Source organism: Lysobacterales bacterium (assembly GCA_016703225.1).
Taxonomy (GTDB): domain Bacteria; phylum Pseudomonadota; class Gammaproteobacteria; order Xanthomonadales; family Ahniellaceae; genus JADKHK01.
Map to the genome: position 1 here is coordinate 694,621 of JADJCM010000002.1, position 19,433 is coordinate 714,053.

Sequence of the window (19,433 nt, forward strand, 5' to 3'; positions counted from 1 at the left end):
GCAAGCAGCGCGGTTTCCGCGGGGATCACTCGCGCACGTAGTGGCCGGCGAAGCTGACGTTGGCGCCGCCGCAGGTCGGGCGGGGCTCGTCGACGTCGAGAGCGTCGCGGCTGAAGCGCAGCGTGAGGACGCAGGACCACTCGTCGTCGCCGTCGCGGTACTCGATGACGCCGGCGCGGAGTTCGTATTCGCCTTCGATGGTGCCGACGTGCACGTTGCCGGTCTCGGCATTACCGACCCAGCTGGCGTCGCCGTCGATGGCCACGCGGCCATGGGCCAGGGCGCGCACGCGGATCTCTGCCGGCTCGTGCTCGAACGAGTAGCTCGCGTCCTTGCGGACGTAGGAACCGGCGATGGCTTCGGCGCCAAGGTCCTGGCCGATGGCGTCTTCGAGCTCGGCGATACGCGACGCATAGGCTTGAGCGATGCAGCCCGGGTCGGCGCAGGCGTTGCGGCGCTTCAACCACGCGCGTTGCGACTGCTTCGGTTCCGGCCCGCCCGACGTGAGCGAGGCTGCCTGCCGATACACCGCAGCCAGCGTTTCGTCCTGCGCCGACAGCGCCTCGTCCGCGCAGACCTGCTTCTCGACCTTGGTCGTGGCCTTGGCGCAATCGAAGCTCGCGGCGCTGCCAAGTGCGGGAGCCGCCAGGCACAAGGCGACGTAGATCCGTGCAACCGAACGCATCATGCTGGCGGTCCTAGATCCAGCGCCGCACACGGGCGCAGTAGGCGGTGAAGGTGTCGCCGAACAGCCGCGTCAGTGCCGCTTCCTCGGGTGCGATCTGGAAACGGTTGATCCACAGCATGAACAGCGGGCACAGCGCGAACGCCAGCCAGTTTCCGAACCACAGCCCGACCGCGAACAGCAGCACCAGCATCGCCAGGTACATCGGGTTGCGCGAGCGCGCGAACACGCCGGCGGTGACCAGTGCGCTGCTGCGTTCCGGATGCAGCGGGTTGACCGTGGTGCGGGCGCGGGCGAATTGCCACGCGGCGAGCGACATCAGCGCGAAGGCGGCGACGCCGATCGCGATCGCCAGCACCCGTTGCGCCTCGAACGCGAACGCACCGACGGGTGCGTAGCGCGCGACCAGCCACATCAGCAGGCCGCAGATCGCGGTGACGACGGGTGGCGGTACGCGCAGTTTCATCGGCGACTCAGCCAAAGGCTTCATCGTCCATCGCCATCAGCGTTGCGGCGCCAGCACGGACGGCGGCGGCGTGGCTGGCGGCGCGCGGCAGGATGCGGGTGAAGTAGAAGCGCGCGGTGTCGAGCTTGTTTTTCAGGAAGGCCTCACCCTGCAGCCGCGCACTCGCGACCAGGCGGGCGCTGAAGTAGGCGAGCGAGACGTAGCCCGAGTAGAACAGGTAGTCGACCGCGGCGGCGCCGAGTTCGTCGGGATTGGCGAGGTTCGCCTTGCCGACATGCAAGGTGAGTTCCTGCCACTGCTGCGCGAGTTGCGTCAGCACCGGGATGAACTCGGCGACATCGGCATTGCCGGCATTCGCGGCGCAGAAGTCGGCGACTTCGGTCAGGAACAGCTTGAGGCCAGCGCCCTGGCTCTGCAGGGTCTTGCGACCGAGCAGATCGAGCGCCTGGATGCCGGTGGTGCCTTCGTAGATGGTGGTGATGCGCGCATCGCGTGCCAGTTGTTCCATGCCCCACTCGGCGATGTAGCCGTGGCCGCCGTAGATCTGCATCGCGTGATAGGTGCATTCGTTGGCGAGTTCGGTGAGCACGGCCTTGACGATCGGCGTCAGGAAACCGAGCAGGTCATCGGCCTGCTTCTTCGCCTCGGCGTCGCTGCCGCGCTCGAACTGGTCGACCAGGAGGATGGCGCGATAGGCGAGTGCGCGCCCGGCCTCCACGAACGCCTTCTGGGTGAGCAGCATGCGCCGGATGTCGGGATGCACGATCAGCGGATCGGCCGGCTTGTCCGGGCGCTTGGCACCCGAAAGCGAGCGCGACTGCAGGCGGTCGCGGGCGTAGAACAATGCGTTCTGGTAGGCGCGCTCCATCAGCCCGAGGCCTTGCAGGCCGACCGCGAGACGCGCGGTGTTCATCATCGTGAACATCGCCAGCAGGCCTCGATTCGCCTGGCCGATCAGGTAGCCCTCGGCGCCGTCGAAGTTCATCACGCAGGTGGCCGAGGCGGTGATGCCCATCTTGTGCTCGATCGAACCGCACGACAGCGAGTTGCGCTCGCCCAAGGTGCCGTCGCGCGCGGTCTTGACCTTGGGCACGATGAACAGCGAGATGCCCTTGGTGCCGGGCGGTGCATCGGGCAGGCGCGCGAGCACCAGGTGCACGATGTTGTCGGTGAAATCGTGCTCGCCGGCGGTGATGAAGATCTTGGTGCCGGTGATGCGGTAGGTGTCGTCGGCGGCTGGTTCGGCGCGTGTGCGCAGCAGGCCGAGGTCGGAGCCGCAGTGCGGTTCGGTCAGGCACATGGTGCCGGTCCAGCGGCCTTCGATGATTGCCTTCAGGAAGACTTCGCGCTGCCACTCTTCGCCATGGTGCTTGAGCGCCTCGGTGGCGCCGTGCGAGAGCAGCGGGTAGTTGCCCCAGCTCAGGTTCGCCGAGTCGATCATCTCCTTGACGATGGCGCCGACGATCTCGGGCAGGTGCTGGCCGCCGTAGGCTTCCGGTGCGGTCAGCCCGCTCCAGCCGCCGTCGACGAACTGGCGATAGGCTTCCTTGAAGCCCTTCGGCGTCGTCACCCGGCCCGCGTCCCAGTGGCAGCCCTCGCGGTCTCCGCTCTGGTTCAACGGGGCCAGCACCTGCTCGTTGAACTTGGCCGCCTCGTCGAGCACGGCGTCGACCAGTTCGCGGTTGGTGCCATCGGCGCCGTGCAGGCTGGCGAAGTGCGCCTCGCCGCCGAGCACGTCGTAGAGGACATAGCGCATTTCACGGAGCGGGGCGGCGTAACGGCTCATGGGAATCTCCTGCGGGATTCGGGTGCGTTGGGACGGTCAGCGGAACTCGCCGGGAATGCCCGGCACCGGGCTGAGGCGGCTTTCGAAGAAAATCTCGTAGTCGCGCTCGGGTTCTCTGGTGGCGAGCTTGCCGCGCAGCATGTAGTGCACCGCGGTGTCGCTGGCCCGCGCCAGCGCCGTCTCGATCTCGGCACGACGGGTGGCGTCGATCGGCACCTTCACCATCTTGCCGTCCTGGTTCTCGAATTCGAACTCGCCGTCGAGCACGCGATCCGGCTTGCCGCTGGCGCCTGCCGCGGCGGCCAGAGGCGCGCCCGCATCGGGTCCCGCGGCGAGCTGCAGCGAGACCAGCTCGGCGGTGTGCGCGGCAACTTCCAGATCGGGGTTGGCGCGCAGCTGGCCGGCGTCGATGCCGGCGATGATCAGCGCCAGGTCGAAGGCCCCGAAGCGCATTGCGACATCGCTGTGGTTCTGCAGGCGCAGTTCGACGTCGAAGTCGCCGTTCGCCTGCGTCGTCAGGCGCTGGATCGAAACCTGCGGCGGGTTGATGCGCTTCGGCGGCGCCGAGGCGCAGGCGGCGAGTACGAGGGCGAGGCTCAGGGTCAACAGTCGAAGCATGCGCATGTCGGGTCCATTCAAACGGCGGTTCGAACCGCAAGTGTAGCCGTGAGGACGCGGCGATAAATCAATTTTTCGTGGCCGGTTCGCGCCACTGTGGTTGCGGCGCTATGCTGCGCGCCCATTTTTTCCCGCGGAGCCGTCCATGCAGATCGCGAAAGACAAGGTCGTATTGTTCCATTACACGCTGACCGATGCCGACGGTACGCGCATCGACTCTTCGCGCGAAGCCGAGCCGCTGGCGATCCTGCACGGTCATGGCTCGCTGATCGCAGGCGTCGAGCAAGCGCTCGAAGGCAAGGTCGCGGGCGACATCTTCCAGGTCACCGTTCCGCCCGAGGAAGGCTATGGCCTGCGCGACGAAACGCGCACCCAGCGCGTGCCGAAGAAGTACTTCCACAACGGCGATCGCCTGAAGCCGGGCATGGTCACGGTGCTGAAGTCGCAGCAGGGCACGCACCAGGTGACCGTCATCAAGGTTGGCGCCACCGTCATCGACATCGATGCCAACCACCCGCTCGCCGGCAAGACGCTCAGCTTCGACATCGAAATCACCGGTGTGCGCGAGGCCAACCCGGAAGAACTCGCGCACGGCCACGTGCACGGCCCGGGCGGGCATCACCACTGAGGTTCGCATCGCGAGCCGATTGCCACGAGGCCCGCGCGAGCGGGCCTCGTTGTTTGCGGGGTCGATACGCTGCGGCCGCGGGCCGGGCGCGAACGCCGGTCGCGCCTCATGGCGACTCGAAGCCATCGGCGAACAGCGGCGGGTTGTAGCGACCGCTGCGCGCGAGGTCGTGGCGGGCGGTTGGCCAGGGGAGGTCGGCGCCGGCGGTGGGTGCGCCGGTCTGCCAGACGAAGACGTTGCCGATGGCGCTGACCGCGACCAGGTCGAGGCCGCCATCGCCGTCGACATCGACGATCTGCGCCGGCGCGGCGACGCCGGGCATGCCGGTGCGCAGCGGTGTGCCGGGCTTCGCGCTGCCATCGTGTTCGAGCACCCAGACACCGGCGACGCCGTCGGCCATCTGCAGCGGACTGTGGGTGCCGAACACGATCTCCGGATGGCCGTCGGCATCGATGTCGCCGATCACCGGCTCGCTTGCGTACAGGAACAACCCGCCGGCGTAGTCCACGTCGAAAATCAGACTCCGGTCGTGGCGGTAGGCGCGGATGTGGCCGTCCTGCATCGGCACCACCAGGTCGGGGCGGCCATCGCCGTCGAGGTCGGCCACGGCGGCGGCCTGCGACATCCATTGCGTGGTGTCGATCACGCCGGTGCCCGCGGCCGGCACGGTCCAGGATGGATGGCGCTGTCCGTCCGGTCGGTAGACCAGCACGTCGATGTTGTTGATCGTCTCCACGTCGGGCGGGCGGCGCATGCCGGCGACCGCGTATTCGAAGCGGCCATCGCCATCGAGGTCCGCGAACACCGGCTGCGCATAGCGGAAAACGATGCGCGGATCGACGTTCTCGTTGCCGCCCACCGGCAACAGGATGCGTTGTGGCCAGCCCGGCCAGTTGCCGCCGCTGCGGTCGTAGGCGAACAGGTAGTGGTAGTCGCGGCCGGTGGCGATCTCGTCGTAGCCATCGCCGTCGAGGTCGGCGACCGCGGCGGCGCCGAGGATCGCGGCATTGCGCACGTCGTCCACCGGCCAAAGCCCGGGCACGGTCTGGCCATTGCTGCGCCAGGCGTAGAGATTCGGCGTGTACAGGCTGCTGCTGGCATCGTCGAGGTCGTTGTTGTTGGTGGTCGCGATCACCTGCGGATCGAGTCCAGCCTCCAGTCGCGCGATCAGCACCGAGCTGACCCGCGATACGCGCCCGTCCGGGTGGCGCGCGACCGTCTGCGGCCAGCCGGGCAGGGCTGAGCCGTCGGGTTGCCAGGCGTGCACGTGGCCGACCGCGTCGGGCACGCTGGATCCGACGCCGACCAGGATCTCCAGATCCTGGTCGTGGTTGAGGTCGGTGAGCGCGATGTGCCCTGCAACGTTGCCACCCATGTCGATCGGAAAACCCGGACGCGCCACGCCCGCGGCGTTCCACGCCAGTAGTCGGCCGGTGTTGGTGATTGCCAGTACCTCGTTGTGGCCGTCGCGGTCCAGGTCGGCGACCGCGGGGCTGAGCGGGCCAACCCATTCGACCGTGGTTGTCGGAAAGCCCGCCGCGAGCGGGTAGCGTGAGGGACCGAGGTCGGTCAGGTCGATGTCATCGAACCAGAAGGTGCCGGTGGTAGTCGCGGCCAGGTAAACGCGCAGGCGCAGCGTGCTGGCGCCGGCATGCGACTGGAAGCGCAGGGTGACCGCCTGCCAGTCGTTGTCGCCCGTGACCTGCATCGCGACCAGTTGCTTGTTGCCGACCTGGTTGCCGCCGGCATCGTATTGGTACACGACCACGATCGGCCGCGCCGTAGCGGACGCGGTGCGCAACCAGTACGAAAGTGCGTAGTCGTGCTGCGCGACGATGGGCCGTGCGGCCGAAATCAGGTGCGCGCTTTCGCCACCGCTCACGCGCTCGACCCGCGCCGAGCGCGCGCCGGCGTAGTGGATGCTGCCGTCCCAGGTCCAGTGCGTCGTCGGCCAGGTCCACTGGTCGGGCTGACCGTTGCTGTCGGCATCGGTCTCGAAGCCGCCGTTCGCGAATGCCAGCGGCGCTGATGCCACCGTACCGCACAGCATCCACGAGAACATCCAGCACAGCATGATCGCGGCGAGCGGAAGTCGCATCGGAAATCCCGTGGGTGGTCTGCGGGAAGAATGGCGACCGCCCGACCCCGCTGCAAGCGTCGCCCGCGGCGCTCGGTGGTCAGACGCCTGACGTCGCTGGCTTCAACGCACTACCCGCAAAGCGGGCGGCATGATCCGCAAATTCCGCTTGGACAACACGGCGCAAGCGACTGGTTGCGGCACGGTGGATCGAGGAAGCCGCGAAGGAAGCGGTGGCGCAGCGCGTGGAGGTACGACAACGTCAGGCCGCGCGCGATTGGCGTGCTGCGTAGCCTTCGCAGGCCAGCAACACGGTCTTGGGAACAGGTTTCTCGCCGGCGCTGTAGTAGGCCACCATGCGCCGCGACAGTCCCAGCGCTTCGGCGGCGACGCTGAACGAAAGGCCATAAGCCATGCGCCAGTCGTTGAAAGCAAAGGTGTCGGAGCAACCCATCGCCAACAGCGTGTCGCGCCAGAGCGAGTCGGCGCCGATGTCCACGCCGCATGGCCACACCACCGGGTGGCCACCTTCGTCGAGCGCCGCAGTGGAGAATTCGCGCGCGTCGCGCAGCGGCTTGAGGCCCGGATCGCGGGCAATGTCTGCGGACAGGTCGATCGCGGCCTTGGTGCCATCCTGCCAACTGAGGGCAAGTCGGTACGCGCTCAGCGCTTTCAGCCGAGCGAGGCGGGGAATCTTCGCGGTCATGGGTTCATTTGGACGACAAACCGGATGCATGCGCGCTCGCCCAAGCCAGGGCTTCGCGAGCGTCGCGTTCGTCAATGCCACCAGCGAGCAGCACGAGACCGGCGATGGCTTAGGCGCCGCGCCGACCGTCGTTGGCGATCAAGTGATAATTCGGCACCCCGTGCTCGCGCGAGTAGAGATCCAGCCTGCAGCGGTCGAACCACATCCCGGCCTGCGGCGTCGGCGCCTGGGCGCTGTTCGCTTCGCGCGGCTCAGTACCAATCCTCGATGATCAAGCCCGGAACGCGGGAAAACTCGTTGCTGTTGTGCGTGACCAAGGTGGCACCTTGCGCATGCGCAGTCGCGGCGATCAGCGTGTCGAACGGTCCTATGGGTTGTCCCAATGATTGGAGATGCAGGGCGATTTGCGCCGCAACGCTGGCAGCGTGCGCATCGAAAGGCAGCACCGTGATTGCAGACACGAATCGCGCCAGTCGTTCCATGCGCCCGGCGCCGCCGGCGAGGTTGCGTGCGCCGCGTTCCAACTCGAACAGCACGATCGCGGGAATCGCGATCTGTCCCGGCGGTGTTGCCAGAAGCCTCTCGGCGACTTTGCCCTTGCCCTTGAAGAAGTGAATGACGGCATTGGTATCGAGCGCGTACATCACCAGGTTTCCCGATCAACCTCGGCTGGCTGGTGCCCCCTCAGCGATGCCGCCTCAGGGAAATCGGGCCACGCGCCGGCCAGTGCGCGCACATCGGTCGGCCATTCCGCGTTGACGCGCGCCCGCACCATCGCCGCTACCCAGTCGGCTGCCGCCATGTGCGCCGCAGCTGCGGCGTCGGTGACGCGGCGCGTGGTATCGGCGTCCAGATCGATGGTCAATTGGCCCATTTCCGACTCCTCGGCGATTCTGCAGTCACCGCGCTGCACGCATTCTATCGTTTCACTTGTCCCGCTGCCCGCCGCGCGCAAGTGCTGCGCAGGCGTGGCTTGCGACGTCTCAGTAGACCACTATGCGCCGCGACAGTCCCAGCGCTCAGCGCACCCGTTCGGCGATTTCGAGGGGGACGGGTTGGGTGAGTGCGGTCTGGTCGAGTGCGGGCGAGAGTACTTCGAGGTCGCCGGGTTTTGCGATGGCGTCGCCGGATTTGGAGATGCGGGCGCCGAGCACGATGCGCGGGGCTTGCGACAGATGCGGGCCGGCGGTCATGCCCATGCTGTCATCGAGCACGATTTCCTTCGGCAGTTCCGATGCGGCGAAGCGCTGGATCGCGAGCGGCATCTTCGGGCCTTCGGCGGCGCGCGCGAACACGTACACGGTGTCGCCGGGTGCGACCTGGTCGCGCAGCGCCGCGGCCACGCTGACCTGGATGCGGATCGCGGCCGCATTCGTGGTGGCTGGTTCCGCGGCCGCGGACTGCGGCACTTCGCCGCCGATCTCTCGCACCTGCTCCGCGACTGCGGCGTACACGGTCGAGTCCGGTGGCAGCAGGGTCAGCAGATGTTGCCAGTGTGCGAGCGCGGCGCTGCGGTCGTCGCGCTGCATCGCGGCGATGCCGGATAGCCACAGCGCGCGCTGATGATCCGGGTTTCTGGACAAGGCATCGGTGAGCAGGGACTCGGCTTCGCCCTCGATGCGGCGCGTGGTGCTGGCCAGTGCGAAGGCTTCGGCGTATTCGACTTGCAGGTCGATGTCATCAGGTTGCAGCGCGCGCGCGCGGCCGAGCGCATCGCGCGAGTCGGCGAAGCGTTGCAGCCCCTGGTAGCCGCGGGCGAGCAGGCGCAGGCCATCGAGGTCATCGCCATCGCGCGCGAGCCGCTTCTCCAGACCGGCCACGGCGGTGGCGAGGTCGGGTGCGGTCTCGGTATCGGTGGGCGCCGCAACCAGTTGTGCCGGATCGAGCGCGCGCGGCTCGCCGAGTTCGCGATACAGCAACACTGCAACCAGCGGCAGCGCGATCAGCAGCACGACCGCCAAAGCTCGCGCAGGAACGCTGCGGGTGTCCGCTGCGACTTGCGGGCGCAGCAAGGGCCAGAGCAGCGGCAGCAGCGTGGCGAGGCTGATCAGCCCGATCCAGGCCAGGAACGCCGGGGTCATCGCTCCACCTTGTCGTCGATCGGGCCGGGCAGGTCCGGATGCGGACCGCCGCGCAGCATCATGGAGCGCGCGATGGCGAAACCGACCACCAGGATCAGCAGCGGTCCGACCCACAACACCAGCGTGGTCGCCTTGAATGGCGGCCGGTACAGCACGAAGTCACCGTAGCGCTCGGTCAGGAACTGCTTGATCTCGTCGTCGCTCTTGCCGGCGCGCATCATCTCGAACACTTCCTTGCGCAGGTCGCGGGCCAGCCCTGCATCGGAGTCGGCGATGTTCTGGTTCTGGCACACCAGGCAGCGCAGCTCCTGCGCGAGCGACTGGAAGCGTCGCTCCTCGGCCTCGTTCGCGAACGGCAGTGGATCGATGGCGTGGGCCAGGCTGGCGAGCAGCACGAAGGCGAGGGCGGTCACGGCGCGTTGCATCACTTCACTCCCATCGCTGCGAGTCGTGGCGTGATTTCGCTGGCGATGACTTCCGCGGTCAGCGGCCCGATCTGCTTGAAGCGGATCACGCCGTTGCCGTCGATCAGGAAGGTCTCGGGGGCACCGTACACGCCGAAGTCGATCGCGACGCGACCTTCGGCGTCGACCGCGACCGCGTCGTAGGGGTCGCCGAGCGTGGCCAGCCAGCGCAACGCGGTGGCCTCGTCGTCCTTCCAGTTCAGTCCGACCAGCGGAATCTGTTTGGACTTCGCGTAATTGAGCAGCACCGGGTGTTCTTCCTGGCAGGCCACGCACCAGCTGCCCCACACATTCAGCAGCCAGGGCTTGCCGGCGAACTGCTTCGACAGGACGCGCTGCGCCGGGTTGCGCAGCTCCGGCAGATCGAACGCGGCCGCGGGCTTGTCGATCAGCGGCGAGGGCACCATGCGCGTGTCCTTGCCGAGCCCGGCGTAGAGCAGCACGCCAAGGCCGAGGAATAGCAGCAGCGGAATCAGGTAGCGCATCAGGCGGTGACCTCGGCAGTGGCACGCTCACGCGCGGCGCTGCGCGCGGCACGCAGTTTCGGATCGGCCGCGGCGACCAGTCCGCCGCACATCATCAGCAGCGCGCCGAGCCAGATCCAGCGGATGAAGGGCTTGTGGTAGATGCGGATCGCCCAGGCGTCGTGGTCACCGACCGGCTCGCCCATGGCGACGTACAGGTCGCGCGTGAACCCGGGATCGAGGTCGGCTTCGGTCATCACCTGGCGACCGCGATACTGGCGTTTTTCCGGGGTCATGGTTTCGATCAGGCGGTCGCCGCGATAGACGCCGATCACGCCGCGGTCGGCGCTGAAGTTGGGCCCTTCGCGGTGTTCGAGCTTCTCGAACACGAAGCGGTAGCCGCGCACCTCGATCGACTCGCCCGGCACCAGGCGCACGTCCTTCTCGATGCTGGTCGAGTCGGTGACGAACACGCCGATCACGAACACGCCGAGCCCGGCATGCGCGATCAACATGCCAATCGTCGACCGCGTCAACCCGCGCCATGGACGCGGCGACTCCCCGTGGTCGCCCGCTTTCGCACGGCCCCGAACGCGCAAATAGTCCACCACCGACACGACCACCCAACTGCCGGCAAGCACCCCGAGTGCAGCCTTCCATGGCGCGCCCGCGACCACGAAGGCGAGCGCGGCGAACACGTTGGCGGCGATCAGTGCCGGCGTGAGTCGCCCGGCGAAACGAGCGATCTGGTCCTGTCGCCAGCGAATGTGCGGCGCGAATGCGATCAGCAACACCACCGGGGCCATCAGCAGCGGAAACAGCGTGCCGAAATAGGGCGGTCCGACCGAGATCTTGCCCCAGTGGAAGGCGTCCGCCAGCAGCGGAAACAGCGTGCCGAGCAGCACCATCGCCGCAGCCGAGGTCAGCAGCACGTTGTTCAGCAGAATCGCCGACTCGCGCGACACCGGCGCGAAGCCGGGGTCGACCGCGAAGCGCTGTGCGCGCCAGGCGTACAGCGTCAGCGCGCCACCGGTGACCGATCCGAGGAAGGCGAGGATGAACACGCCGCGGGTCGGGTCGGCGGCGAAGGCATGCACCGAGGTGAGCACGCCCGAGCGCACCAGGAAAGTTCCGAGCAGGGACAGCGAAAACGCCACGATCGCGAGCAGCACGGTCCAGCGCAGCAGTTGTCCGCGCTGGTCGCTGACGACCATGCTGTGGATCAGCGCGGTGCCCACCAGCCAGGGCATGAACGAGGCATTCTCGACCGGGTCCCAGAACCACCAGCCGCCCCAGCCGAGTTCGTAGTAGGCCCACCACGAGCCGAGCGCGATGCCGAAGGTCAGGAATGCCCAGGCGACCAGCGTCCACGGCCGCGCCCAGCGCACCCAACGGTTGTCGCCGCGACCTTCGATCAGTGCCGCCACCGCGAACGCGAACGCAATCGCGAAACCGACATAGCCGGCGTAGAGCATCGGCGGATGGAAGATCAGTCCCGGGTCCTGCAGCAGCGGGTTGAGGTCGTTGCCCTCGGGCCAGGCCGGCAGGTTGCGCAGGAACGGGTTCGAGGTGAGGAGCGTGAACAGCAGGAAGCCGACCGCGACGAATCCGAGCACCGACAGCACGCGGGCGATGAATGCCTCCGGCAGATCCCGCGTGCGCAACGCCACCAGCGCGGTCCATAGCGACAGCATCAGCGCCCACAGCAGCAGCGAGCCCTCGTGCGCGCCCCAGAGTGCCGCGATCCGATACAGCAGCGGCAGTTCCGAATTCGAGTTGCGCGCGACGTAGGCGACCGAGAAGTCCTGCACCACGAACGCCTGCGTGAGCAGCGCGAAGGCCAGCCCGACCAGCGCGAACTGCAGCAGCGCCGCCGGTCGCGCCAGCGCGATCCAGCGCGCGCGTCCGGTCTGCGCGCCGACCAGCGGCACGAACGCCTGCACCGCCGCGACCAGCAGCGCCAGGATCAACACGAACTGGCCGAGTTCGGGGATCATCGCGCCGCTTCCTTCTGCGCCTTGGCCTTGGCGATGGCGTCGGCGACTTCGGTCGGCATGTAGTTCTCGTCATGCTTGGCCAGCACTTCCTCGGCGAGGAAACGGCTCCCGTCCTCCAGGGTGCCGGTGGCAACCACGCTCTGACCCTCGCGGAACAGGTCGGGCAGGATGCCGCTGAAGTGCACCGGGATCTGCTTGAAGCGGTCGGTGACGATGAACTCGACCTCCAGCGAGGTCGCCGAGCGCTGCACGCTGCCCTCCAGCACGACACCGCCGAGGCGGAAACGATGGCCCTGCGGCGCCTTGCCGGCGGCAATGTCGGTCGGGCTGACGAAATGCTGCAGGTTTTCGCGCAGCGCATAGACGACAAAGCCGGCGGCGATGCCGAGCCCGAGCAGGCCGATCGAGAGTGCCACCAGGCGGCGACGGCGCACCGGGTTCATGCGTTCTTCCTGCGTTCGACGCGCGCTGCGCGGGCGCCCAGTTCGCGGCGCAGCCGGCGCAGGGCCAAGCGCGGTGCGACGAAATCCCAGACCAGGAACGCGGCGAATACCGCGTACGAGACGATGATGAAAGGCGTGTGGCTCATGCCAGCGGTCTCCGCGGTCCGAACAGCGCCGTCTGCGCCCATTCCTTGCCGGCCTCGAACTCCAGCAGTGCCGCGCGCGTGCGCGCCAGCAGCGAGGCACCGAACCAGAACTTGGTTGCGAAGGCCATCAGGATCAAGGGCCACAGCATCGACGGGTGGATGCTCGACTTGCCGGCGAACAGGTTGATCGAGTTGCCCTGGTGCAGCGTGTTCCACCAGTTCACCGAGAAGTGGATCACCGGCAGGTTGATCAGCCCGATCAGCGCCAGCAGGCTCGCGGCGCGCGCGCCCTTGCGCTGGTCTTCGATGGCGTTGTACAGGCCGATCACGCCGAAGTAGAGGAACAGCAGCACCAGTTCAGAGGTCAGGCGTGCATCCCAGACCCAATAGGTGCCCCAGGTCGGGCGACCCCACAGGCTGCCGGTGACCAGCGTCACCGCGGTGAAGCCGGCGCCGATCGGTGCCGCCGCCATCGCCATCAATTCGGCCACCTTGAAGTGCCAGACCAGCGCGCAGAATCCGGCGGCGGCCATGAATCCGTAGATGAACAGCGACATCCACGCCGCCGGGATGTGGATGTACATGATCCGCGCCGACTCGCCCTGCAGGTAGTCGGCGGGGGCCTTGACCAGCCCGAGGTAGAGCGCGGTCGCGCCCAAGATCACGGCGAGTGCCAGCAGCCAGGGTTCGAAGCGCAGCGCCACCCGATGAAACTTTTCGGGAGAGCCGAAGCTGTTCAGCCAGATCAGAAAGGGGTTCATGGGATCAGTGGTTTCCAAGGCGTAAGGCGGCGGCGCAAACCAGCGGGCCGAGGCTGACCGCGGCCGCGAGGCCGGCGGCGAGCAGCAGCAGCGGTTGCGTGGTCGAGGTGCCGGTGAGGCTGGCCTCGACCGCGCCGGCTCCGAAGATCAGCACCGGCACCACCAGTGGCAGCACGATCAGCGACAGCAACATGCCGGCGCGGCGCAGGCCCGCGGTGAGCGCAGCGGCGCAGGCGCCGATGACGCTGATGATCGGGGTTCCGAGTGCAAGCGAGGTCAACAGCACCGGCAGCGCCCGCGGCGATAGTCCGAGCGCGGTCGCGGCCAGCGGCGTGATCGCGAGCAGGGGCAGCCCGGTCGCGATCCAGTGCAGCAGGATCTTGGCCCCGGCCAGCACCGCCAGTGGCTGCGCGCTGGTGAGCATCACGTCGAGCGAGCCTTCCTCCAGATCGGCGCGAAACAGCGCATCCAGAGACAGCAGGCTGGCGAGCAGCACGATCACCCAGATCACGCCGCCGGCGATGCGCGCCAGCTTGGCCGCCTCCGGCCCGAGCGCGAGCGGGAACAAGGTGATGACGATGGCCGCGAACCAGATCGGGTTCAGCGCGTCGGCGCGGCGCCGCCACAGCGACAGCGCATCGCGGCGGATCACGCCGAAGAACGCAGAGAGCACGCTGCCCTTACGCATCGGCGAGTTCCAGGCGCATGCGCCGCACGCGCGAAAGTTGCGGTTCGATCAAGCCGTGCGAAGTGATCAGTGCCGCGCCGCCGCGGGCGATGTGGCCTTCGAGCAGGCGGTCGACCAGGATCTGGCCGTCGCGGTCGAGGTTGGCGTAGGGCTCGTCCAGCAGCCACAGATGATTGGCGGTGTGCAGCAGCGCGGCGAGCGCGCAGCGCTTGCGTTGACCGGCAGACAGACGGCGCACCGGCATGTGCTCGAAGCCGGCCAGGCCGACGCTGTGCAACGCCGCTATCGCTGCGATGCCGGGTCGAACCCCGTACAGGCAGGCGAAAAAGTCGAGTTGTTCGAGCGGCGAAAGATCGGCGCGCAGGCCGGTGGCGTGACTGAGGAAACCGACCGGTGCCAGCAGTTCTTCGGACGCGATGCCGGCGCGCAGGATGCAACCTTCGCTCGGTGCGAGCAGGCCCGCGAGTACGCGCAACAACGTGGTCTTGCCGCTGCCGTTGCCGCCTTCGACCAACAGCACTTCGCCGGCGCGCAACTCAAGGTCGAGCGGGCCGAAGATCGGTTCTCCCTGGCGCACGACGGCCAGGCCGCGCGCTGCCAGCAGCGGCACGGAATCATCGGGGGAATCGGACATGGTCGGTCGGGAAAAGTGGACCGCTATGCTACCCATTCGACGTTCGCAGCGTCCATGTCGGCGCAGTGAAATCGCTCGTTCCAGAAGGCCCGGTAGCAACGCAAGCGCGCTGGCTGTCCCGGATGCAGCGCGACCGTGGCCAGTTGCCGGAATCGGTGTGCGAGTTGGTCGACCAGGGCGTCCGGCACCGAGTGCAGCACGATGCAGGGTTCCTGCCAGGGCCTGGTTGGCCGGGCGCCGTGGCCGGCGCGCGCGCGAAGCCCGCTTCGCCGTGCCATCCGGCCGCGGCGACCGCCCCCAGCAACAGCCGTTGTGCGGCCAGGTTGCTGGCGTCCGGACAGATCGCACCCAGCGGGTTGTATGCGGTGATCCAGTGCCGCGAACCAGCGGACGCGCAGCGTTCACCGATGTGAATCAACGCCGGAGTGCCGCTTTCGCAGCCATACTCGGCGCACAGGAATTGGTCGAGGAGATCGCGTTCCATTCGGGTACAGGTGCAGGGTGTAGGAAGATTTGCGATGATCGCCGGCTCGCGATCGTAAAGAAAGGTATCCATCATGAATCACGCACGTCTCGGCGCAGTGCTCTGCGCTTCGCTCGCTCTGTTCGGTGCGGCCCATGCCGCAGATACGCGCAAGGTTTACCTGGTTTCGCTGGCGGAGCCAGCGGCGACCGTGTTCGAGCGGGCCGACCAACTCGGCAACGCCAAGCGTGCACACGATCTGGAGCCGACCGCGATCAGCGTCACCGGCCAGCGTCGCTTCGACGCCAAGGCCGCGCCGGTACAGCGCTATGTCGGTTATCTGCGCGAGCGCCAGGACCAGGTGCTCGCGCTCGGCGCGAAGCAGTTCGGGCGCGCATTGACGCCGACCCACCGCTACGACCTTGTCGCCAACGGCTTTGCCATCGAACTCACCGCTGCCGAGGCCAAAGCGCTGGCGCTGGTCGAGGGCGTGGCGCGGGTGCGGCCCGACTTCGAGCGACGCATGCTGACCGACGCCGGTCCGCAGTGGATCGGCGCCGAGCCGATCTGGAATGGGACGGTGCTCGGTTCGACCATCCATACCCGCGGCGAGGGTGTGGTTGTCGGCGTCGTCGACAGCGGCGTCAACACCACCCATCCCTCGTTCCAGGACCTGTCCAGCGATGGCTTCAACCACAGCAATCCGCGTGGTCAGCGATACGGCGTCTGCAACAACGCCGGAGAGACCCGTTGCAGCGACAAGCTGATCGGCCTCTACGACTACATCAACGAGACCTGCACCGGACAGACCACCACGCCCAAGGGCAATGACTGCATGGGTCACGGCACACATGTGGCCAGCACCGTGCTCGGCAATCCGTTCACGGTGACGCAGAGCGGCAATACCACTTCGGTGCAGATCACGCCCTCGGGTGTCGCGCCGCGCGCCAACCTGGTCATGTACAAGGCCTGCAACAAGGACAACAGCTGCGTCGGTTCGGCGCTGGTGGCGGCGCTGAACCAGGCGGTGGCCGATGCCGTCGACGTGATCAATTATTCGATCGGCGGCGGCGAACGCGATCCCTGGTCCGGGGTTCGCGGAGGCGGCATTGATGACGGCAGCGCCTTCCTGAATGCGCGCGCGGCCGGCATCGTGGGCGTGGTCGCAGCCGGCAACGAGGGCCCAGGCGTCAGCACGGTCGGTGCGCCCGGCAACGCACCCTGGGTGATCACTGCGGCCAACGCCAACTCCGGCCGCTATTTCGGCAATACCGTGACCGGCATCAGCGGTACCGGTATCGCCGCGCCGTTCGATCTGGTGGGCGTCGGCTTCACTGGCGCAGCGGCCAGCGCCCAGATCGTGCACGCCAAGGATTACGGCAACGCGTTGTGCGGCACCGGCAACTCGACATCGAACACATCGACTTGCAACAGCAGCATGAGCAATCCGTTCGCCCCGGCACCTTCACCGGCAAGATCGTGATCTGCAATCGCGGCGAATACGCGCGCGTCGAGAAGGGCTGCAACGTCAAGCTCGCCGGCGCGCTCGGCATGATCCTGGTGAACCTGCCCGGCGGCGACAGCAATCTGGTCTCGGACAACCACTTCCTGCCGGCGGTGCAACTCGACGCTGCCGCCGGCACTACATTGCGCGATGCGGTCGAGGCCGCGCGGCTCGCGAGCGGCAGCGTCAGCGGCGCGATCGCCGGTGTGCAGCGGCGCATGGATGGCCGTGGCGATGTGCTCAACTCGTCCAGCAGCCGCGGGCCGGTCGCCACCTATTCCGGCGTGCTCAAGCCGAACGTGGCCGCGCCGGGCACCGCGATCGTCGCTGCTGCCTACAACTCGAGTGGCACCGCCACCATGACCGGCACCTCGATGGCGACGCCACACGTGGCCGGCGCCGCTGCTCTCTTGCTCGCCGGAAACCCGAGCTGGACCGCGGCGCAGGTGGAATCGGCGCTGCTGACCACGGCGGCCAATCGCGTCGTGCTCGATGACGGCGTCACCCCGGCGCTCCATGTTGAGGGCGGCGCAGGGCGTGTCTCGCTCGCCGACGCCGCGCGAGCCGGCCTGCATTTCGCGGTCTCGCGCGCGGAGTTCGTTGCCGCCGATCCGGCGCTGAGCGGCAGCCCGAAATCCCTGAACCTGCCCTTCGTGCACGACGGCAACTGCTTCGAGCAGTGCAGCTTCAACCGCACCGCTACCGCCAACATCGCCGGTAGCTGGCGCGTCGAGACCACGCTGCCGAGCGGCGCCACTGCGGTCATTTCCCCGACCACGTTCACGCTCGCTGCCGGTGCCAGCCAGGCACTCAACATTGCGCTCAACGTGAACAACGCAGCCCTGGTCGGCAGCTGGGTGGATGGCCAGATCCGGCTGATCCCGAGTGACCCGAACGTCGCCACCACCACTTTGCCGATCTCGCTGTTCGCCGATTCCGGCAACATGCCCTCGAGCATCGCCATCGAAACCAGTTCCGAGCGTGGTTTCCGCGACATCGATCTCTCCGGGCTGGTGGCATTGCCCGATCTCAGCATCGAGAACTCGACGCTGGTCGCCGCGCAGCGATTCGATCGCGCCATCGCTGTCGATTCCACCGAGGATGATGTCTACGACAATTCCGGTGGCACCTTCGCCACCTTGGTCGGCCCGACCAGCGCCGGGCTGGGTGTCGATGGCGTGCTGTTCGCGCGCACTGCTGCCGGCACGTCTGGCGACATCGACCTGTTCGTCGGCATCGATGCGGACGGCGACGGACTGGCCGATGAGGACGAGGAGTTGTGCCGCTCGGCAACCTCCGGCAATGAGGAGTCGTGCCAGGTGGACACCTGGTTCAGTTCCAGCGACCAGCGCTACTGGGTGCTGGTGCAGCGCTACTCGGGCACCGCTTCGGCGTCAATCGAGATCGAGACGGCGCACATTCCGACCGTCAACAGTGGCGACTCCAGTCTGAGCATGACCGGGCCGCGCGTGCTCGAGCGGTTGGCAGCGTTCAAGACCCGCGTCGCCTGGAATGCACCGTGGCTGGATGTCGGCCAGACCGCCTATGCGATCGGCCGCTTCGGCGCGACGCAGGCGCGCACCTCCGGCGTCGGCGAAGTGCTGGTGTCGATCAAGCGCACCGGTGCTGCAACGCCGGAGCCGATCGTGCTGAACGGCCTCGGCGACAGCGAGCGCATCACGCTGGCCGGCAACTCGGCGCATGAGCGCATCGTGATCGATGTGCCGCCGAATGCCACGGGTCTGCATGTAACCACCAGCGGCAGCGGCGAGATCGACCTGTACGTCGCCAAGGCGACCGAACCGCTGTCGCCGCCGACCTTTGCCGCGGCCCCTGCGCGCGGGCTGGCACAGGGCACCTCCATGCACTCCGGTGCGACCGAAGCAGTGGACATGCTGGCACCGACATTGACGCCGGGACGCTGGTACGTGACGCCGGTGAACAGCGGGACGACCGCGGCGACGTTCACGCTCACTGCCGATCTGGACTTTGCCGCCGGCAGCGTGCGTCCGGCGATGCAGTCCTACTACAACCCGAATCGATCCGGTCACGGCATGTTCCTGTCGCAGGTGGGCAACATCTGGGCCTTGGTCTGGTACACCTACCTGCAGGACGGCACGCCGGTCTGGTACTACGCCGGTGGCAACGCGCCGACCGGCGACGAGGGCGTCTGGCGCGTGCCGCTGACCCGCTACACATGGAATGGCACGCCGGACTCCAGCGCGGTCGGCGAGGTGATCCTGACGTTCAACACCGCGACCAGCTTCACCTTCTCGTGGATGCTCGACGGCCAGTACGGTAGCGAGCCGTTCCAGATCCTGGCGCCCTTGACTTGTCCGACCGTGGGGGGCTCTCCGGCGCAATACAGCGGCGCCTGGTACCAACCCGGCGACGGCGGCTGGGGCTTCAGCGTCACCGCGGTTTCGGTGGCCGATGCCGAAGCAGCGTACCTGTTCGATGCAGTGGGCAATCCGCGCTGGTTGCTCGGCGCGACCACGGTGCCGGGCGCGAACGTCACCCTCCCGTTGTTGCAGTACAGCGGCTTCTGCCCAACCTGCAGCCGCACCGGTAACCCGGCGACACAGCAGGTTGGCAGCATGACCCGCCGCTACAGCAACAACGGCAACGGCAGCCTCGACATCAACATCGACTACGCCGACCCGGTGCCCGGCACTTGGATCCGCACCGCATCCACCCAGGCCAAGATCACCCCGGACATGGCTTGCCAGTAGGAGCGCCGGCAACGGCGCGATCTCTTCCGGCAACCGCCTGGCGTATCGTGAGCGCCGGCAACGGCGCGATCCAATCCGCCACCACCGCTG

At 67.6% G+C, this 19,433-nt stretch carries 21 protein-coding genes; 3 read left to right on the plus strand and 18 right to left on the minus strand.

Features of this window, described 5'->3' with window-relative positions; translation table 11 throughout:
- Nucleotides 1-25 precede the first annotated feature (25 nt).
- Genes IPG63_11850 through IPG63_11865 form a run of 4 tightly spaced genes read right to left on the minus strand, consistent with a single transcriptional unit; the run spans nucleotide 26 to nucleotide 3,561 of the window.
- Nucleotides 26-688: a DUF1311 domain-containing protein gene (locus IPG63_11850; GenBank protein ID MBK6727939.1), complete on the minus strand. Its 663-nt coding sequence runs from the start codon at nucleotides 686-688 to the stop codon at nucleotides 26-28.
- Nucleotides 689-698: 10 nt separating this feature from the next.
- Nucleotides 699-1,151, minus strand: a complete 453-nt coding sequence (locus IPG63_11855) for an isoprenylcysteine carboxylmethyltransferase family protein (protein MBK6727940.1) — start codon at nucleotides 1,149-1,151, stop codon at nucleotides 699-701.
- Between the two features lie 7 nt (nucleotides 1,152-1,158).
- A complete protein-coding gene (locus IPG63_11860; GenBank protein MBK6727941.1) occupies nucleotides 1,159-2,937 on the minus strand; it encodes an acyl-CoA dehydrogenase C-terminal domain-containing protein in 1,779 nt (592 codons plus the stop codon).
- Nucleotides 2,938-2,973: 36 nt separating this feature from the next.
- The gene (locus tag IPG63_11865; protein MBK6727942.1) at nucleotides 2,974-3,561 is read right to left on the minus strand and encodes a hypothetical protein; all 588 of its coding nucleotides are present in this window, start codon (nucleotides 3,559-3,561) and stop codon (nucleotides 2,974-2,976) included.
- Nucleotides 3,562-3,700: 139 nt separating this feature from the next.
- Between IPG63_11865 and IPG63_11870 the strand changes: the two genes are divergently transcribed.
- A complete protein-coding gene (locus IPG63_11870; protein MBK6727943.1) occupies nucleotides 3,701-4,183 on the plus strand; it encodes a peptidylprolyl isomerase in 483 nt (160 codons plus the stop codon).
- 106 nt (nucleotides 4,184-4,289) lie between these two features.
- Here the strand turns inward: IPG63_11870 and IPG63_11875 are convergent, their stop codons facing one another.
- The 14 genes from IPG63_11875 to IPG63_11940 all read right to left on the minus strand — a co-directional run bounded on the left by IPG63_11875 (nucleotide 4,290) and on the right by IPG63_11940 (nucleotide 14,844).
- Entirely contained in the window at nucleotides 4,290-6,281 is a 1,992-nt protein-coding gene (locus tag IPG63_11875) for a VCBS repeat-containing protein (protein MBK6727944.1), read from the minus strand.
- A gap of 241 nt (nucleotides 6,282-6,522) precedes the next feature.
- Nucleotides 6,523-6,966: a DUF2442 domain-containing protein gene (locus IPG63_11880; GenBank protein ID MBK6727945.1), complete on the minus strand. Its 444-nt coding sequence runs from the start codon at nucleotides 6,964-6,966 to the stop codon at nucleotides 6,523-6,525.
- 251 nt (nucleotides 6,967-7,217) lie between these two features.
- The gene (locus IPG63_11885) at nucleotides 7,218-7,613 is read right to left on the minus strand and encodes a type II toxin-antitoxin system VapC family toxin (protein ID MBK6727946.1); all 396 of its coding nucleotides are present in this window, start codon (nucleotides 7,611-7,613) and stop codon (nucleotides 7,218-7,220) included.
- A complete protein-coding gene (locus tag IPG63_11890; GenBank protein ID MBK6727947.1) occupies nucleotides 7,610-7,840 on the minus strand; it encodes a CopG family transcriptional regulator in 231 nt (76 codons plus the stop codon). The genes IPG63_11885 and IPG63_11890 overlap by 4 nt, the downstream gene beginning before the upstream one ends.
- A gap of 145 nt (nucleotides 7,841-7,985) precedes the next feature.
- Complete coding sequence (locus IPG63_11895; protein MBK6727948.1) at nucleotides 7,986-9,047, minus strand: hypothetical protein; 1,062 nt, start codon at nucleotides 9,045-9,047, stop codon at nucleotides 7,986-7,988.
- Nucleotides 9,044-9,472, minus strand: coding sequence for a cytochrome c-type biogenesis protein CcmH (locus IPG63_11900; protein MBK6727949.1), 429 nt, complete (start codon nucleotides 9,470-9,472; stop codon nucleotides 9,044-9,046). The genes IPG63_11895 and IPG63_11900 overlap by 4 nt, the downstream gene beginning before the upstream one ends.
- Complete coding sequence (locus tag IPG63_11905) at nucleotides 9,472-9,999, minus strand: DsbE family thiol:disulfide interchange protein (protein ID MBK6727950.1); 528 nt, start codon at nucleotides 9,997-9,999, stop codon at nucleotides 9,472-9,474. Before IPG63_11905 ends, IPG63_11900 begins: the two co-directional genes overlap by 1 nt.
- Nucleotides 9,996-11,972, minus strand: a complete 1,977-nt coding sequence (locus tag IPG63_11910; protein MBK6727951.1) for a heme lyase CcmF/NrfE family subunit — start codon at nucleotides 11,970-11,972, stop codon at nucleotides 9,996-9,998. Before IPG63_11910 ends, IPG63_11905 begins: the two co-directional genes overlap by 4 nt.
- Nucleotides 11,969-12,415 carry a cytochrome c maturation protein CcmE gene (gene ccmE / locus IPG63_11915; protein MBK6727952.1) on the minus strand — a complete coding sequence of 149 codons (447 nt, stop codon included), beginning with the start codon at nucleotides 12,413-12,415 and terminating at the stop codon, nucleotides 11,969-11,971. Before ccmE ends, IPG63_11910 begins: the two co-directional genes overlap by 4 nt.
- The gene (gene ccmD, locus IPG63_11920; protein MBK6727953.1) at nucleotides 12,412-12,561 is read right to left on the minus strand and encodes a heme exporter protein CcmD; all 150 of its coding nucleotides are present in this window, start codon (nucleotides 12,559-12,561) and stop codon (nucleotides 12,412-12,414) included. The genes ccmE and ccmD overlap by 4 nt, the downstream gene beginning before the upstream one ends.
- Nucleotides 12,558-13,322, minus strand: a complete 765-nt coding sequence (locus IPG63_11925) for a heme ABC transporter permease (protein MBK6727954.1) — start codon at nucleotides 13,320-13,322, stop codon at nucleotides 12,558-12,560. The genes ccmD and IPG63_11925 overlap by 4 nt, the downstream gene beginning before the upstream one ends.
- A gap of 4 nt (nucleotides 13,323-13,326) precedes the next feature.
- Nucleotides 13,327-14,010: a heme exporter protein CcmB gene (gene ccmB / locus IPG63_11930; GenBank protein ID MBK6727955.1), complete on the minus strand. Its 684-nt coding sequence runs from the start codon at nucleotides 14,008-14,010 to the stop codon at nucleotides 13,327-13,329.
- Nucleotides 14,003-14,644: a heme ABC exporter ATP-binding protein CcmA gene (gene ccmA / locus IPG63_11935; GenBank protein MBK6727956.1), complete on the minus strand. Its 642-nt coding sequence runs from the start codon at nucleotides 14,642-14,644 to the stop codon at nucleotides 14,003-14,005. The genes ccmB and ccmA overlap by 8 nt, the downstream gene beginning before the upstream one ends.
- Nucleotides 14,645-14,667: 23 nt before the next feature.
- Nucleotides 14,668-14,844 (minus strand): hypothetical protein, encoded by a 177-nt coding sequence (locus IPG63_11940; GenBank protein MBK6727957.1) that lies wholly within the window; start codon nucleotides 14,842-14,844, stop codon nucleotides 14,668-14,670.
- Between the two features lie 357 nt (nucleotides 14,845-15,201).
- Between IPG63_11940 and IPG63_11945 the strand changes: the two genes are divergently transcribed.
- Entirely contained in the window at nucleotides 15,202-16,590 is a 1,389-nt protein-coding gene (locus IPG63_11945; GenBank protein ID MBK6727958.1) for a S8 family serine peptidase, read from the plus strand.
- The gene (locus tag IPG63_11950; protein ID MBK6727959.1) at nucleotides 16,533-19,343 is read left to right on the plus strand and encodes a S8 family serine peptidase; all 2,811 of its coding nucleotides are present in this window, start codon (nucleotides 16,533-16,535) and stop codon (nucleotides 19,341-19,343) included. Before IPG63_11945 ends, IPG63_11950 begins: the two co-directional genes overlap by 58 nt.
- Nucleotides 19,344-19,433 lie beyond the last annotated feature (90 nt).